The 15844-nt window shown below is 71.1% G+C and carries 14 protein-coding genes; 7 read left to right on the top strand and 7 right to left on the bottom strand.

The genetic code is table 11. The features are described from left to right. Positions 1 to 441: 441 nt before the first annotated feature. The 5 genes from OG521_25860 to OG521_25880 form a co-directional block, all read right to left on the bottom strand. The gene (locus OG521_25860) at positions 442 to 2772 is read right to left on the bottom strand and encodes a heavy metal translocating P-type ATPase (protein ID WUW24008.1); all 2331 of its coding nucleotides are present in this window, start codon (positions 2770 to 2772) and stop codon (positions 442 to 444) included. A gap of 105 nt (positions 2773 to 2877) precedes the next feature. Next, positions 2878 to 3180, bottom strand: coding sequence for a heavy-metal-associated domain-containing protein (locus OG521_25865; protein WUW24009.1), 303 nt, complete (start codon positions 3178 to 3180; stop codon positions 2878 to 2880). A gap of 169 nt (positions 3181 to 3349) precedes the next feature. Continuing rightward, a complete protein-coding gene (locus OG521_25870; GenBank protein WUW24010.1) occupies positions 3350 to 3547 on the bottom strand; it encodes a MarR family transcriptional regulator in 198 nt (65 codons plus the stop codon). A 291-nt stretch (positions 3548 to 3838) separates the two neighbouring features. Continuing rightward, positions 3839 to 4285 (bottom strand): peptidoglycan-binding protein, encoded by a 447-nt coding sequence (locus OG521_25875; protein ID WUW24011.1) that lies wholly within the window; start codon positions 4283 to 4285, stop codon positions 3839 to 3841. A gap of 42 nt (positions 4286 to 4327) precedes the next feature. Beyond that, on the bottom strand, positions 4328 to 5257 hold the full coding sequence (locus tag OG521_25880; protein ID WUW24012.1) for a sugar phosphate isomerase/epimerase: 930 nt from the start codon (positions 5255 to 5257) through the stop codon (positions 4328 to 4330). A 147-nt stretch (positions 5258 to 5404) separates the two neighbouring features. Here OG521_25880 and iolC point away from each other — a divergent pair, with 147 nt between their 5' ends. From iolC to OG521_25900, 4 genes are read left to right on the top strand one after another with little or no spacing between them, the layout of a single operon-like run. After that, the gene (gene iolC / locus OG521_25885) at positions 5405 to 6433 is read left to right on the top strand and encodes a 5-dehydro-2-deoxygluconokinase (GenBank protein ID WUW24013.1); all 1029 of its coding nucleotides are present in this window, start codon (positions 5405 to 5407) and stop codon (positions 6431 to 6433) included. Next, positions 6430 to 7326 (top strand): 5-deoxy-glucuronate isomerase, encoded by an 897-nt coding sequence (gene iolB / locus OG521_25890; GenBank protein WUW24014.1) that lies wholly within the window; start codon positions 6430 to 6432, stop codon positions 7324 to 7326. The genes iolC and iolB overlap by 4 nt, the downstream gene beginning before the upstream one ends. After that, entirely contained in the window at positions 7323 to 9212 is a 1890-nt protein-coding gene (iolD, locus tag OG521_25895) for a 3D-(3,5/4)-trihydroxycyclohexane-1,2-dione acylhydrolase (decyclizing) (protein ID WUW24015.1), read from the top strand. The genes iolB and iolD overlap by 4 nt, the downstream gene beginning before the upstream one ends. Positions 9213 to 9224: 12 nt before the next feature. Continuing rightward, the gene (locus OG521_25900; protein WUW24016.1) at positions 9225 to 10724 is read left to right on the top strand and encodes a CoA-acylating methylmalonate-semialdehyde dehydrogenase; all 1500 of its coding nucleotides are present in this window, start codon (positions 9225 to 9227) and stop codon (positions 10722 to 10724) included. Positions 10725 to 10789: 65 nt separating this feature from the next. Here OG521_25900 and OG521_25905 read toward each other — a convergent pair whose 3' ends face one another. Then, positions 10790 to 11500 (bottom strand): hypothetical protein, encoded by a 711-nt coding sequence (locus OG521_25905; protein ID WUW24017.1) that lies wholly within the window; start codon positions 11498 to 11500, stop codon positions 10790 to 10792. A 240-nt stretch (positions 11501 to 11740) separates the two neighbouring features. Between OG521_25905 and OG521_25910 the strand changes: the two genes are divergently transcribed. The 3 genes from OG521_25910 to OG521_25920 all read left to right on the top strand — a co-directional run bounded on the left by OG521_25910 (position 11741) and on the right by OG521_25920 (position 15343). After that, a complete protein-coding gene (locus tag OG521_25910; GenBank protein WUW24018.1) occupies positions 11741 to 12337 on the top strand; it encodes a DUF4291 domain-containing protein in 597 nt (198 codons plus the stop codon). Positions 12338 to 12843: 506 nt separating this feature from the next. Then, complete coding sequence (locus tag OG521_25915; GenBank protein WUW24019.1) at positions 12844 to 14415, top strand: ABC transporter substrate-binding protein; 1572 nt, start codon at positions 12844 to 12846, stop codon at positions 14413 to 14415. 166 nt (positions 14416 to 14581) lie between these two features. Then, positions 14582 to 15343, top strand: a complete 762-nt coding sequence (locus tag OG521_25920) for a hypothetical protein (protein ID WUW24020.1) — start codon at positions 14582 to 14584, stop codon at positions 15341 to 15343. Positions 15344 to 15353: 10 nt separating this feature from the next. Here the strand turns inward: OG521_25920 and OG521_25925 are convergent, their stop codons facing one another. Further along, positions 15354 to 15773, bottom strand: a complete 420-nt coding sequence (locus OG521_25925; protein WUW24021.1) for a GNAT family N-acetyltransferase — start codon at positions 15771 to 15773, stop codon at positions 15354 to 15356. Positions 15774 to 15844 lie beyond the last annotated feature (71 nt).

Consider the following 15844-nt stretch of genomic DNA (forward strand, 5'->3'; position numbering starts at 1 on the left):
AGCCCGTCCGTCGGCCGGTTGTGCCGGACGCGTCGGGTCCGCTTGCGGGAGCGCTCCCGCGGGAAAGCGAGAAGCGCCTCGCCGTCGATCCCCCCACGGGCCGACAACGAGGCGCTTCCCATATCCCGGAGCGGATTCCCCCCACGGGATCCGGCCGGGCGTTCTGTGGGAGCCGAAGCTCCTGGGTTTCCTCGGTACTGCTGGTCGTGCTCTTCTCCCCGTACCGCCTGCCTACCGCCTGCGGTCTGCCGGGGTACGTACGTACGGGAGGGCCGCTCAAAGCTCCCCGGTGCACGTGCCCCGGCCAACGCTTGCCCGGAGCGTCCCCCAAGACCCTCCGACGGACGTCCCCCAAGACATCCTTGGCATCGCACTCTTAGACTCGCGAACCCACCGAATGGTTACCCTGAAACCGGTGTGATCTAGATCTCTTTGTGGAAATTACGTGAAGGACCGCAGGCGCAGGCTGTTCGTCACGACGAAGACCGAGGAGAAGGCCATCGCCGCTCCCGCAATCATAGGGTTGAGCAGGCCAAATGCCGCAAGGGGTAGAGCAGCAACGTTATAGCCGAATGCCCAGAAAAGGTTGCCCTTGATCGTGGCCAGGGTGCGCCTGGAGAGCCGGATGGCATCGGCGGCCACCTTGAGATCTCCACGAACGAGCGTCAGATCACTCGCCTCGATCGCCGCGTCGGTGCCCGTGCCCATGGCCAGGCCGAGGTCGGCGGTGGCCAGCGCGGCCGCGTCGTTGACCCCGTCTCCGACCATGGCCACCGCGTGTCCCTGAGCCTGCAACCGTGCGATGACGTGCGCCTTCTCCTCGGGCAGCACCTCGGCGCGGACCTCGTCGATGCCGACCGCGCGGGCCACGGATTCCGCCACGGCCCGGTTGTCACCGGTCAGCAGGACCGGTGTCAGGCCCAGTGCGCGGAGATCGGCAACGGCCGCCGCGCTGGACTCCTTGACCGCGTCGGCCACCTCCAGGACGCCGCGCGCCTCACCGTCCCAGGCGACCGCGACCGCGGTGCGACCCTGGGCCGCCGCCTCCGTCACTGTGGCGGAAAGCACTCCGGAGATCTCGATTCCGGCGTCGGCGAGCAGCTGTTCGCGGCCGACGAGGACGGTGTGGCCCTCGACGACGCCCTGGACGCCGAGCCCGGGGATGTTGGTGAAGTCCTCGGGGGTGGGGAGTGGGGTGCCGGTCCGTTCGGTGGCTCCGGTGGCGACGGCCTGGGCGATGGGGTGCTCGGATGCGTGCTCCAGTGCGCCGGCGAGGCGCAGGACGTCCGCCTCGGTGGTGCCGTCGGCGGTGTGGACGTCGACGAGTGTCATCCGGCCGGTGGTGACGGTGCCGGTCTTGTCCAGGACGATCGTGTCGATACGGCGGGTTGTCTCCAGGACCTCGGGGCCCTTGATCAGGATGCCGAGCTGGGCGCCGCGGCCCGTGCCGACCATGAGGGCGGTCGGGGTGGCGAGGCCGAGGGCGCACGGGCAGGCGATGATCAGGACGGCGACGGCGGCCGTGAACGCGGCCGTGACGTCGTCCGTGACCAGCAGCCAGGACACCAGGGTGACCAGTGCGATCACCAGGACGACGGGGACGAACACCGCCGAGATCCGGTCGGCCAGCCGCTGCACCTCCGCCTTGCCGTTCTGCGCGTCCTCGACCAGCTTTGCCATCCGGGCCAGCTGGGTGTCGGTGCCGACCCGGGTGGCCTCGACGACGAGCCGGCCGGAGACGTTCACCGTGGCGCCGGTGACGGAGTCCCCGGCCCGCACGTCGACGGGCACGGACTCGCCGGTGAGCATCGACGCGTCCACGGCCGACGCGCCCTCGACGACCGTGCCGTCGGTGGCGACCTTCTCGCCGGGGCGGACGACGAAGCGGTCGCCCACGACGAGCCGGCCGACGGGGACGCGTACCTCCGTACCGCCCCGCAGGACCGCCACGTCCTTGGCGCCCAGGTGCATCAGCGCCCGGAGGGCGGCACCCGCCTTCCGCTTGGACCTCGCCTCCAGATAGCGGCCCAGCAGGATGAAGGTGACGACCCCCGCCGCGACCTCCAGATAGATCGTGGACGAGCCCTCGGCACGGGAGACCGTGAGGTCGAAGCCGTGCCGCATCCCGGGCATCCCGGCGTCCCCGAGGAACAGCGCCCAGAGCGACCAGCCGAAGGCGGAGAGGGTCCCGACCGAGACCAGGGTGTCCATGGTGGCCGCGCCGTGCCGGAGGTTGGTCCAGGTGGCGCGGTGGAAGGGCAGCCCGCCCCAGACGACGACGGGGGCGGCGAGCGTGAGGGAGAGCCACTGCCAGTTGTCGAACTGGAGGGCCGGGACCATCGCGAGCAACACGACGGGGGCGGAGAGGACGGCCGAGACGATGAGCCGCTGACGCAGCGAGTCGAGAGCGGTGTCGGGGGCGGGGCCGGGCTGTGCGTCCGGTTCCGGGTCCGGCCCGGTGCCGAGGTCCGCGCCCGGGGTGGGCGGGACCTCCGCCGCCGGTGACGGGGATGCCGGTGCGGGGCGCTCCACCGGCTGCGCCGTGTAGCCGGTCCTCTCGACCGTGGCGATCAGATCCGCGATACCGGTTCCCGGACCGAAGGCGACCCGGGCCTTCTCGGTCGCGTAGTTCACGGTGGCGGTGACCCCGTCCATCCGGTTCAGCTTCTTCTCGACGCGGGCCGCGCAGGACGCGCAGGTCATCCCGCCGATCGTGAACTCGGCCTCCGAGTCCTCCGCTGCCGGGACCTGGACGTCTGTTGCGCTGTGCATGTCCGAACTCCTGAAACGCCGACCGGGCCGTGCCCCACCAGTATCTGCTGGTCGGTCCGGCCCGGTGGCAAAGGGGTGATGCGGGTGCCGTGGATCCCGAGGTGGTCAGGCCCGGCCGGCGAGCTCGTACCCTGCCTCGTCGACCGCGGCGCGCACGGCCTCCTCGTCCAGGGCGGCGCGGGAGACGACCGTCACCTGGCCGGTGGACGCCACGGCCTTCACCGAGGTGACACCCTCGATACCGGAGATCTCCTCGGAGACCGCGCCCTCGCAGTGGCCGCAGGTCATGCCGGTCACCTGGTAGACGGCGGTCACGCCGCCCTGCCCGGCGTCCGCGCCGTCGTGGCAGGAGCCGCTGGGCGAGCAGCAGGAGCCGGTCGCCTGGGGGAGCTGGGTCTCGGCGGTCATCGTGTTCTCCTCTTCGACGAGCACAAATGGATGTGGCGGCAGGGGCCCAGGGGGACTGAGGGAGGGCCGGTGCGTCCCCACACTCATCACTCTATACCCCTAGGGGGTATGAATGCGAGCGGCTCCGGCCGCAGCCCGCCATTCGGGTGAGCGCAGGGGTGGGGTGCGGTCAGTCCCGGCGGCCCCGGTTGCCCGGGCGGGCGGCGACCCAGGCGCGGACGGTGTCCGCGTACCAGTACGGCTTGCCGCTCTCCACGTGGTCCGGTGCCGGGAGCAGACCGTGTTTGCGGTAGGAGCGGACGGTGTCCGGCTGTACCCGGATGTGCGCGGCGATGTCCTTGTAGGACCAGAGCGTTCTGTCCGTCATAAGAGCCACCTCTCTGCACCGCAGCGGCGGCCTGGGGGCCGTCGGGGGAGCTGCGGCACGGACGCTGACGATCACTCAGCCTTGTGTCCGGTGAACGAGGGTGGCGGGAGGTGGGGTGGGGCTGTCGTGCGCCTGTGACGGAAAACCCGCGTAACGGAGATATGTGTGACGAGGGGGTCATCTCTGTGACAGAAGGAACGCATGGGGCCAAAGATGCGGGCGGGACGGAGCGGGCCGTGGCGGGTCGGTGCGGCGGCAGGGGGTGGGCCCGCGGGCCCACCCCCCTGTTGTCTACGCGTGCCAGAGCGCCGACCAGGTGCGCGGGCCCACGAGGCCGTCCGGGACGAGCGGCGGGTGGTCGGCCTGGAAGCGCTGGACGGCGGCGAGGGTCCGGGTGCCGAACACGCCGTCGACGGCCTCCCACGGCAGGTAGCGCCGGTTGGCCAGCATGCACTGCACCTGGGAGACGCGCTCGCCCTGTTCGCCGAAGACGGTCGTGCCGTCCCCGTCGTAGAACGCGCAGACGGGACTGGAGCCGGGCGGCGGTGCGTTGTCGCCGTCGGCCGCGGCCGGGGCGCCGGAGCACACGGCCAGTGCGGCGGCCAGGACGAGCCCGGCCAGGGCCGGGGCCCCGGCCGCGCGGCGGAAGGGTGCGATGGTGCGGATCACGGTGAGCTGCTCCTCGTGCGGTGCGGTGACGGCGGTGGCGGGCACCCCGTCCTCTCGTGAGGACAACACCGCCGCCCGCTCCCACGTCACGTCCGCCGGAGCCCCGGCGTGTCAGACGGTCCGGGCCGGCGGTCCGCCGCAGGAGCGCAGGAACTCCCGGGTGCGGCGGGCGATCGGGAACGGCCGGTCCGGCGGGCACGGGTACATGTCCTGCTCGACGATCGCGAACAGGTCCACGTCGAGGCGGCGGGCGGCGGCCAGTACGGGTTCCAGATCGGGGACCCCGCCCGGCGGTTCGCACATCACGCCGCGCGCCACGGCGGGGCCGAACGGCACCTCGTCCGCCACCACCTGCGCCAGGATCTCCGGATCGACCTGCTTGAGGTGCAGATAGCCGATCCGCTCCCCGTAGGTCTCGATCAGCTTGACGCTGTCGCCGCCGCAGTAGGCGTAGTGACCGGTGTCCAGGCAGAGCGAGACCAGCTCGGGATCGGTGGCGTCGAGGAAGCGGCTGACGTTCTCCTCGCTGTCGATATGGGTGTCGGCGTGCGGGTGGACGACGATGCGCAGGCCGTAGCGGTCCTGCACCTCGCGCCCCAGCCGTTCCGTCTGGGTGGTCAGATGACGCCACTGCTCCGCGGTGAGGGTGCGGTCCTCCAGGACCTCGCCCGTCTTGTCGTCGCGCCAGAACGACGGGATGACCACGAGGTGGCCGGCGCCCATCGCCCGGGTGAGTGCCGCGATGTCCGCGACATGCGCCCAGGTCTGGTCCCAGACGTCCGGACCGTGGTGCAATCCGGTGAAAACGGTGCCCGCCGAGACGGTGAGCCCGCGGCTGCGGGTCTCGTCGGCGAGGCGGGCCGGGTCGGTCGGGAGGTAGCCGTACGGACCGAGCTCGATCCACTCGTAACCCGCGGTGGAGACCTCGTCGAGGAACCGCTGCCAGGGCACCTGCCGCGGATCGTCGGGGAACCACACCCCCCAGGAGTCGGGCGCTGAACCGATGCGGATGCGGGCCGGGGCGGAAGCGGAGGAGGTCATGCGGTCAAGCCTCACGGCCCCGGACGAGGAGTGTCAAGCAATGGTCCGAATGTCCGGACACATCATTCGCGGCGTTCCGGGGGAGGAGTCGACCGGGGGCCGGTCCGGTGCCGGCCGGCCGCCGCACCGGCCGTCGAAGGGACGCGGATGTCTGAACCGTACGACGTGATCACCATGGGACGGATCGGGGTCGACCTCTATCCCCTGCAGACGGGGGTGCCGCTCGCCCGGGTCGACACGTTCGGGAAGTTCCTCGGTGGTTCACCGACCAACGTCGCCGTCGCGGCGGCCCGCCTCGGCCACCGCACCGCGGTGCTGACCCGCACGGGGCGGGACGCCTTCGGGGAGTACCTCCGCCGGCAGCTGCGGGAGTTCGGGGTGGACGACCGGTGGGTGACGGCCGTCGGGGCGTACCCCACCCCGGTCACCTTCTGCGAGATCTTCCCGCCCGACGACTTCCCGCTCTACTTCTACCGCCGGCCCAAGGCCCCGGACCTGGAGATGTACGCATCCGAGCTCGACCTGGAAGCGGTCGCCGCCGCCCGGGTGTTCTGGATGACCGGCACCGGACTGTGCGCCGAACCCAGCCGCTCGGCGACGCTCGCCGCGCTCCGGGCACGTGGTCGCCGCGGCATCACGGTCTTCGACCTCGACTGGCGCCCGATGTTCTGGGACGACGCAGGGACGGGCGACGGGAGCGGCTCCACCGCCTGCGCGCACTACCGCGAGGCGCTCGCCCACGCCACTGTCGCCGTCGGCAACCTCGACGAGTGCGAGATCGCGACCGGCGAACGCGAACCGTATGCCGCCGCCCGCGCCCTCCTCGCCGCCGGGGTCGAACTGGCCGTCGTCAAGCAGGGCCCCGCAGGGGTCCTCGCGGTCCACCGAGACGGCACGGTGTCCGACGTACCGCCGCTCCCCGTCGAGGTGGTCAACGGCCTCGGCGCGGGCGACGCGTTCGGCGGCGCGCTCTGTCACGGGCTCCTCGCCGGCTGGGACACCGCCCGCGTGATGCGGTACGCCAACGCGGCGGGCGCCATCGTCGCGTCGAGGCTCGCCTGCTCCTCCGCGATGCCGTTCCCGCACGAGGTCGAGGCGGCCCTCGCCGCGGGTGCCGTCACCGCCGACCGCCGCGCGGCTCTCGAACCGGACATGACGGGCAGGGAAGGGGCATGACGTTGCCGGGGACGACGAGGCACGGAGAGCCGGGGCACCATGTGCCCGCGGGCAGCGCGGCAAGCGGTCCGTACACCCTGGACATCGGTCCGGAACGGGCCGGCTGGGAGCGGTCGGGCCTGCGGGTGCTGGAGCTGGAGCCGGGAGGTGTTCACACACTTGTCACCGGGGAGAGCGAGTGGATCGTACTGCCGTTGACCGGTGGCTGTACGGTGCACATCTCAGATGAGATCTTTGAACTGCTGGGCCGGAAGAGCGTGTTCAGCGGGGTATCCGACTTCGCGTACGTACCGCGTGACGCCCATGCACAGATCGCCTCCGGCGCAGGCGGCCGCTTCGCCCTGGCAGGAGCGAAGTGCGAGCGACGACTCCCCGCTCGCTACGGCCCCGCGCCGGAGGTACCCGTCGAGCTGCGCGGCTCGGGCACCTGCTCGCGCCAGGTCAACAACTTCGCCGCGGCCGACACCTTCGACTGCGACCGGCTGATCGCCGTCGAGGTCCTCACCCCGGGCGGCAACTGGTCCTCCTACCCGCCGCACAAGCACGACGAGCACCACCCCGGCGAGGAGTCCGTCCTGGAGGAGATCTACTACTTCGAGGTGGCGGACGGCGGACTCGGCTACCACCGGGTCTCCCCGTCCCGCCCCGGCGGCACGGACGTCCTCGCCGAGGTCCGCAGCGGGGACGCCGTCCTGATCCCCGACGGCTGGCACGGCCCGTCCATTGCGCCGCCCGGCCGCACCCTGTACTACCTCAACGTCATGGCGGGCCCGGGGGAGCAGCGGGAGTGGCTGATCCGCGACCACCCCGACCACACCTGGATCCGCGACACCTGGCCCGGGGAGCCGGTGGACCCCCGGCTCCCGCTGTACGGGACGGAGGCCCACGGATGACCGGGACCGGCACCCGCCGCCTCACCACCGCCCAGGCCCTGATCGCCTTCCTCGCCCGGCAGTACACCGAGCGCGACGGCCGCCGGCACCGGCTGATCGGCGCCACCTGGGGGATCTTCGGCCACGGCAACGTCGCGGGCGTCGGCCAGGCGCTCCTGGAGACCGGGGGCGCGATGCCCTACCTCCAGGGCCGCAACGAGCAGGCCATGGTGCACGCGGCCGTCGGCTACGCCCGCCAGTCGGGCCGGCTGTCCGCGCACGCCGTCACCACCTCCATCGGCCCCGGCGCCACCAACCTCGTCACCGGCGCCGCCCTCGCCACCGTCAACCACCTCCCGGTCCTGCTGCTGCCCGGCGACACCTTCGCGACCCGGCCCGCCGACCCCGTGCTCCAGCAGCTCGAAGTGCCGTCCGCGGGCGACGTGTCCGTCAACGACTGCCTGCGGCCCGTCTCCCGCTACTTCGACCGGATCACCCGCCCCGAAGCGCTGATCCCGGCCGCTCTGCAGGCCATGCGGGTCCTCGCCGACCCGGCGGAGACCGGCGCGGTCACGCTCGCGCTGCCGCAGGACGTCCAGACCGAGGCGTACGACTGGCCGCCGGAGTTCTTCGCGCCGCGCGTCTGGCACGTACGCAGGCCCGCCCCCGACCCGTACGAGCTCGACCGGGCGGTCCGGGCGGTGCGCGCCGCCCGCCGGCCGCTGATCGTCGCCGGCGGCGGGGTCCGGCACAGCGCGGCGGAGGAGACCCTGGCCGCGTTCGCCGCCGCCACCCGCATCCCCGTCGCCTCCACCCAGGCCGGCAAGGGGGCCCTGCGCCACGACCACCCCGCCGACGTCGGCGGCATCGGCCACACGGGCACCGCGACCGCCGACGACCTGGCCCGCACCGCCGACCTCGTCATCGGGATCGGCACCCGCTACTCCGACTTCACCACCGCGTCCGCCACCCTCTTCGCCGGCCCGGACGTCCGCTTCCTCAACATCAACCTCACCGGCTTCGACGCCCACAAGCTCGGCGCGCTTCCGCTCGTCGCCGACGCCCGCACCGCACTGGAGGACCTCACCGCCGCCCTGGCCGGGCACCACTACCGCGCGGACGCCGCGTACGAGAGCGAGTACACCGACGCCAAGACCCGCTGGGAAGGACGCGTCGACGCGGCCTACGCCGCCGAGGACCCCGACGCCCGCCCCACCCAGACCCAGGTCCTCGGCCTCCTCGACGAACTCGTCACCGGCGACGACATCCTGATCAACGCCGCCGGCTCGCTCCCCGGTGACCTGCACAAACTCTGGCGGACCCGGTCCCCGCTCCAGTACCACGTCGAGTACGGCTACTCCTGCATGGGATACGAGATCCCCGCCGCCATCGGCGTGCAGCTGGCCGCCCCCGGCCGCCCGGTCTGGGCGCTCGTCGGTGACGGCACGTACCTGATGAACCCCACCGAGATCGTCACCGCCGTCCAGGAGAACCTCCCGGTCAAACTCGTCATCCTGCAGAACCACGGCTACGCGTCGATCGGCGGTCTCTCCGCGTCCGTCGGCGCCGAAGGCTTCGGTACGGCCTACCGCCACCGGTCACCGGACGGCGGCTTCACCGGACCGCCGCTCCCCGTCGACCTCGCGGCCAACGCGGCCTCCCTCGGCATGCGGGTGCTGCGCGCCGGGACCGTACGCGAACTGCGCGAAGCCCTGGCCGAGGCCCGGTCGGCCGACCGTCCCACTTGTGTCTACGTCGAGACCGAAACGCCAGACACAGTGTCGGGCCCCCCTCCGGCACAGGCGTGGTGGGATGTTGCCGTAGCCGAAACGGCCACTCGCCCGTCGGCGGTAAAAGCCCGGGAAGAGTACGAACGTCACGTCACCGACCGACGCCGCCACCTCTGAAGGAGTCACAGCATGAAGACCGTCAACCACTGGATCGGTGGCAAGACCGTCGAGGGCGCGTCGGGCAACTACGGCCCGGTCACCGACCCGGCCACCGGTGCCGTCACCACCCAGGTCGCGCTGGCATCCCCGGACGAGGTCGACGCCGCGGTGGCCGCCGCGAAGGACGCGTACGCGACATGGGGCACGTCCTCGCTGTCCGCCCGCACCGCGATCCTCTTCCGCTACCGGGCCCTGCTGGACGCCCACCGCGACGACATCGCCGCGCTGATCACCGCCGAGCACGGCAAGGTGCACTCCGACGCGCTCGGCGAGGTGGCCCGCGGTCTGGAGATCGTCGAGCTGGCCTGCGGCATCACCACCCAGCTCAAGGGCGAGCTGTCCACCCAGGTCTCCACCAAGGTCGACGTCTCCTCGATCCGCCAGTCGATCGGTGTAGTCGCCGGCATCACGCCGTTCAACTTCCCGGCCATGGTGCCGATGTGGATGTTCCCGCTCGCCATCGCCTGCGGCAACACCTTCGTCCTCAAGCCGAGCGAGAAGGACCCGTCGGCCGCCAACCTGCTGGCGGAACTGGCCTCCGAGGCGGGTCTGCCGGACGGCGTCCTGAACGTCCTGCACGGCGACAAGGTCGCCGTCGACGGGCTGCTCAACCACCCGGACGTCTCCGTCGTCTCCTTCGTCGGCTCGACCCCGATCGCCCGCTACATCCACGCCACCGCGTCCGCCAACGGCAAGCGGGTCCAGGCGCTCGGCGGCGCGAAGAACCACATGCTGGTCCTGCCCGACGCGGACCTCGACGCCGCCGCCGACGCCGCCGTCTCCGCCGCGTACGGCTCCGCCGGTGAGCGCTGCATGGCGATCTCCGCGGTCGTCGCGGTCGGCGCCGTCGCCGACGACCTGGTCGCCCGGATCAAGGACCGCGCCGAGAAGATCAAGATCGGCCCCGGCAACGACCCGGCGTCCGAGATGGGCCCGCTGATCACCGCCGCCCACCGCGACAAGGTCGCCTCCTACGTCACCGGCGCGGCCGCCCAGGGCGCCGACGTCGTCCTCGACGGCACCGGCCACACGGTCGAGGGCTTCGAGGACGGCCACTGGATCGGCCTCTCCCTCCTCGACCACGTCTCCACCGAATCGGACGCCTACAAGGACGAGATCTTCGGCCCGGTCCTGTGCGTGCTGCGCGTCGGCACGTACGAGGAGGGCGTGGCGCTGATGAACGCCTCGCCGTACGGCAACGGCACCGCGATCTTCACCCGCGACGGCGGCGCCGCCCGCCGCTTCCAGCTGGAGATCGAGGCCGGCATGGTCGGCATCAACGTCCCGATCCCGGTGCCGGTCGGCTACCACTCCTTCGGTGGCTGGAAGGACTCGCTCTTCGGCGACCACCACATCTACGGCAACGACGGCGTGCACTTCTACACCCGCGGCAAGGTCACCACCACCCGCTGGCCGGACCCGGCCGACGCCCCCGCCGGCGTGGACCTGGGGTTCCCCCGTAACCACTGACCAGGGACACGCGACATGACCGCAGGGCCGCTCCCCCGGAGCGGCCCTGCGGCGATTGCCGGAGGTCAGCGGCCGGTACCGGCCGCCTCCTCGATCATCCGCTCCATCGGGACGACGGCCACCCGGCCCGAGACGAGGAACGCCAGCACCATCGCGGCACCCAGGACCACCGAGCCCGCCCACACCATCGTCTCGACCGGCACGGTGTACGCGCCCACGGCCCGCACCGCGCACTCGGTCAGCAGCGCCGCACCCCACACCGCCGAGAACCGCATCTCGGCCCGCCGGAACGCGTCCGACTCCGTCGAAAGCCGCTGCCAGGCAGCCGACTTGGCCGCCTCGCCCCGCGTCAGCCACGGGCGCAGCCCCGCCGACATCATCGGCCGCCCCCGCAGCGCCGTCACCAGGACCACCAGACCGATCGTGCTGCTGACCCCGCTGTCCTTCAGGAGCATCAGCCGCGGGTCACCGGCCACCAGGCTCAGCAGCAGCCCCACCGCGTTGACCGTCACCATCAGCGCCGCGAGCCCGTTGAGCCGCCGGTCGCGCACCACGCCCCACGCCGTCCGCACCGCCGGCAGCACACTGCTCCAGGCCAGCGCGCCGAACGTGCCCATGCCCGTCGACTTCAGCAGGTAGTAGGAGACGAGCGGCACGCCCACGTCCACGAGCAGCGGCGTCAGGCTGTCCAGAAGCGCCTTGCGCGGGGCGAACGGAACCGTGCCGGCCGTGACGTCTGCGACAGGTGCGGTGACTGCGGCGGCCGGGCTGCTCATGTCGGGTTCCTCCCGTGTCGGCGGCGCCCCTTCGGCTCCCGCTCTCGATACGTACAGACTGGCCGCCGGACCCCGGCCCCCGGCAGAGCCGCGTGTACTGATCTCCGTGTGACTAATGTCAGTGCCGGCGGGTGACAGGGTTCGCCCGCCCTCGCCTGCCGGACCGTCAGGAACGCCCACCGCGGCGCGACTTCGGAAACCCGTTAGCCCAGGTGGGCCCGCCGGTGCTGGGATGTCCCCATGACCGCACCCACCCCGCCGCAGCACGAGATCCGCGCGCTCCACACCGGCACGACCGTCACCGTCTACCAGGCGTACTCCCCGGCCCTCGGCCTCCCCGCCGCCCGCGACGGCCGCTTCCCGCCCGCCTGGAAACGTGACCGGATGACGTGGATCAAGCCGAGCTTCCTGTGGATGATGTACCGCTGCGGCTGGGCGGCGAAGGAGGGCCAGGAGACGGTCCTGGCCGTCGAGATCACCCGCGAGGGCTTCGACTGGGCGCTCGCCAACGCCGAACTGTCGCACTACGAACGGGGCGTGCACCCGGACCTCGCCACCTGGAAGCGCAGCCTCCGCCACGCTCCGGCCCGCGTCCAGTGGGACCCCGAGCGCGACCTGCACCTGAACCGGCTCGCGTACCGCTCCCTCCAGCTCGGTCTCGCGGGGGAGGCGGCGCGGCGGTACGCGGACGAGTGGACGGTGGCGATCCGCGATGTCACCCCGCTCGCCCGGGAGATCCACGAACTGGCGAGGGCGGGCAAGGCGGATGAGGCAACCCGGCTGCTGCCGGACGAGCGGCCCTACCCGGCACCGGCGGGATGCCCGGGGACGGAGTGAACCGAGCGCCTGTTGCGGGATTCCCACCCGGAACCCTCGGACAACTCGATTGCGATATCCGCTCGTCCGGCGTTCACCCGGGGATCCTCAATCTGTTCGTATACACCGACAGGTTGTACAGAGGTATGAAGCGTCCGGCTTGAATGGGTAAATCGCTGAGGTATCCGGACAGCTCAGGTCGTAGGGCCGGGTCCAGTGGGTTCGCGGGCTGTTGGACGAAGATTTCTTCGCGCGATGTGACAGCGCGCATCACGGGGTGCAAGTAGATTGCCGACATCACCACGAGATTGATATCTGCTTGCCAACTGCCGTCCACCGACTGGCATTTGGTGGTCAGTCATCATGTGAAGAATTCCTGGCGAACACCGAGTCCGGGCAGTCCGTCGGTCCTGAACGAGTCGGGCCGGCAGAGCTGGACGGTCGCGGTGTTCGCTGTCGTTTCCGACCTGATCCGGTTGTCCGGGGACACCCCCCACGCGGCCGGCCGAGAGCATGAGGAACATTCTGTGAAGGTTCGTACGAGGCGGCCGAGCACCCTGATCGCCGGGGGACTGGCAGCGGTTTTATTAACGGCCTGCAGCTCCCAGGGCTCCGAGAGCAGGATGGTCGTGGGGATGTCCGACGACATCCTGGCCACGGATCCGGCCTCGGGATACGACCCGGGGTCCTGGCTGCTGTTCAACAACGTCTTCCAGTCCCTGCTGAGTTTTCCGCCCGGAGCGTCCACTCCCGTGCCGGAGGCCGCCAAGGAGTGCGAGTTCTCCGACGGCAGCAGAACGTACACCTGCACCTTGCGTGACGGACTGAAGTTCAGCAACGGCAACCGCCTCACGTCGGCGGACGTCAAGTACTCCTTCGACCGGACGATCAGGATCAACGACCCTGCGGGCCCGGCGCCGCTGCTCTCCACGATCTCGTCGATCCGCACCCCGGACGACAAGACCGTCGTCTTCCGCCTCAAGGTGCCCGACGCGACGTTCCCCAGCAAGATCGCCTCGGGGGGCGGGTCCATAGTGGACCGCCGGGTCTACCCCGAGGACCGCCTGCTGCAGGGCGGCAAGGCGGTTGGCTCGGGTCCCTACAGGCTGAACTCCATCGACAAGGGGAAAGCCGTCTTCTCGGTCTACCCGGGCTATCACGGAACCGCCGAGGTGAAGAACTCGGGCGTGACCCTCAAGCTCTTCCGGGGTGACCAGCAGGCCCTCCGGTCGGCTCTGGAGAAGGGCGACGTCGACATCGCCTACCGCGGCCTCAGCGCCAAGGCGATAGCCGCTCTGGACACCTCGTCCACCGCGGAGGAGGGGGGCATCGAGGTAATCCAGGGCAACAGCGCCGAAGTCCAGCACATGGTCTTCAACGTCGACGACCCGGTTGTCGGCAAACTCGCCGTCCGGAAGGCCATCGCCCACCTCGTCGACCGCTACTCCCTGGTCAGCGAGGTCTACCAGTCCACGGCGGAACCGCTCTACTCGGTCATCCCGGTCGGCATCACCGGCCACGGCACCTCCTTCTTCGACACCTACGGGGACAGCCCGAAGCCGAAACAGGCGAAGGCGGAGCTGCGGGACGCGGGCATAGCGGACAAGGTGAAACTCACCCTCTGGTCCACCCCGAGCCGGTACGGACCCGCCACCGACGACGAATTGCAGACCATTGCCGATCAGCTGAACCGGAGCGGACTCTTCGACGCCCGGATGAAGTCCGTCGCCTTCGACGAGTACGAGAAGGGGATCGCCGATGGCAAGTACGGCGTCTACGTCAAGGGCTGGGTGCCGGACTACCCCGATCCGGACAACTTCACCCAGCCGTTCTTCGGCGAGGGCAACGTCCTGTCGAACAACTACGACAACGAGGAGATCGTCGACCGGATCATCCCGCGGACCTCGTCCATGACGGATCGCGCGAGCACTCGGCAGGAGTACATGAAACTGCAGGGCATCGTGGCGCAACAGCTGCCGATTCTGCCGCTCTGGCAGGGCAAGCAGTACGCGGTCGCCCACGAGAACGTCCGAGGCCTGCAGAACTGCCTGGACAGCTCGACCGTCTTCCGGTTCTGGGAACTCAGCACCGCCTACTGAGGCGTGCCGCAGAAGTGGATCAGCCTCTGCGCTGACCAGCGTGTGGGCACGAAGACGCGGCGAACGTCGAACGGGCCGGGCCGGAAGGCGGCCGGCCCGGTGGACGGCGGTGGGATCATCGTGCTGAGGCACGGGGTGCGTGGGGCGGCGGCCGAGGGGGAGCAGCATGATTTCCGAGCCGGAGATGACGGGCGGGTTCGACGCGCCGGATGACCGGGAGGTGCTGGACCTCGCGGCCCCGACGCCGGCGGACCGGGCGCCGCGCACTCCCCGGCGGTGGGCGAAGGGGCTGTGGGCGCTCGGCGGAGCCGTGGTGGCCTCGGCCCTGTGGGCGACGGCGTTCGTCGTGTACGCACCGGCTGACCGGACGCCCGACCTGCACGGCTACCGGCTGGACCGGGACCCCTGCCCGGACATACGGCTGAAGTCGATCGGTGCGGCGATCGCGCCGAGGGAGCCGGAGGACCCGATCGACTCGCGAATGCTGCGCCATGCCGCACTCGACCGCACCCACTGCCTCATCTCCCTGCGGCCGGAGGGCGGAGAGGCACAGGAGGACGAGGGGTGGTCCCTCCACTACTCGGTCGCGATCACGATCGCCCTGCACAAGGAGACCGACCCGCGCGCCGAGTTCGAGGCCGGGCGGAACGAGACCGAACTGGGCGTCGACCCGCAGACCGAGGTGGAGGAGGTCCCGGACCTCGGCGACAGGGCCTACCTGCTGTCCATGGAGGACGACGCCTGCGAACTGCGGGTACTGGAGGGCGGGGCCGTCCTCTCCCTGCGGCTGGCCGCCTACGCCTCGTACAACGACGACGGCAACGGCCCGCCGATGAGCGGCGGAGACGAGGAGGTGCCGGACCTCGCGCCCTACCAGCCGGCCATGATCAGCGACATGCACGACCTCATGGCCGGCCTCAAGGGCTGAGACCGCACGGTCACTCCGCGGCCTCGAACCCCCACGTCAGCATGGCGAAACGCCCGTCGTCCGCCGCGCCCGCCGAGCGGTACGTCGCCAGGGCCGCCTCGTTGTCCGTCTCCACGCCCACCCACATGTCGTAGCAGCCCCGCTCCTCGGCCACCGCGGCCAGCGCCCGCGTCAGCGCCCGGCCGATGCCCCGGCGGCGGTAGGCCGCGTCGACGGAGAGCTCGTACAGGCACATCTCCGTCCCCTTGTCCGGGTGCAGCATCTCGATGCCGGACACGAAGCCGGCCGGGACGCCGGCCACGTAGGCGATCGCCATCAGATGGCCGTCCGCGGCGAGGAAGCGGGCCGCCCACTCCGGGCGCGCCGGGCCGTCGTAGAGGTGCTGGGCTGCTTCGAGTTCGGCGACGGTCGTGGCGCGCCGGATTTCCACCGGGTTGTCCATGGAGGGCCTTTCGGAGGTCGGGCCGGGCCGCCCGGTGGGCATACCGCGAGCGGAGTACG

This window comes from Streptomyces sp. NBC_01463 (assembly GCA_036227345.1).
Lineage (GTDB): Bacteria > Actinomycetota > Actinomycetes > Streptomycetales > Streptomycetaceae > Streptomyces.

Excerpts from the sequence above, each read along its gene's own strand:
- iolB (WUW24014.1), top strand. The coding sequence starts at position 6,430 with ATGACGTTGCCGGGGACGACGAGGCACGGAGAGCCGGGGCACCATGTG.
- iolC (WUW24013.1), top strand. The coding sequence starts at position 5,405 with ATGTCTGAACCGTACGACGTGATCACCATGGGACGGATCGGGGTCGAC.
- OG521_25905 (WUW24017.1), bottom strand. The coding sequence starts at position 11,500 with ATGAGCAGCCCGGCCGCCGCAGTCACCGCACCTGTCGCAGACGTCACG.
- OG521_25865 (WUW24009.1), bottom strand. The coding sequence starts at position 3,180 with ATGACCGCCGAGACCCAGCTCCCCCAGGCGACCGGCTCCTGCTGCTCG.
- OG521_25900 (WUW24016.1), top strand. The coding sequence starts at position 9,225 with ATGAAGACCGTCAACCACTGGATCGGTGGCAAGACCGTCGAGGGCGCG.
- OG521_25860 (WUW24008.1), bottom strand. The coding sequence starts at position 2,772 with ATGCACAGCGCAACAGACGTCCAGGTCCCGGCAGCGGAGGACTCGGAG.
- OG521_25870 (WUW24010.1), bottom strand. The coding sequence starts at position 3,547 with ATGACGGACAGAACGCTCTGGTCCTACAAGGACATCGCCGCGCACATC.
- OG521_25880 (WUW24012.1), bottom strand. The coding sequence starts at position 5,257 with ATGACCTCCTCCGCTTCCGCCCCGGCCCGCATCCGCATCGGTTCAGCG.
- OG521_25920 (WUW24020.1), top strand. The coding sequence starts at position 14,582 with ATGATTTCCGAGCCGGAGATGACGGGCGGGTTCGACGCGCCGGATGAC.
- iolD (WUW24015.1), top strand. The coding sequence starts at position 7,323 with ATGACCGGGACCGGCACCCGCCGCCTCACCACCGCCCAGGCCCTGATC.
- OG521_25910 (WUW24018.1), top strand. The coding sequence starts at position 11,741 with ATGACCGCACCCACCCCGCCGCAGCACGAGATCCGCGCGCTCCACACC.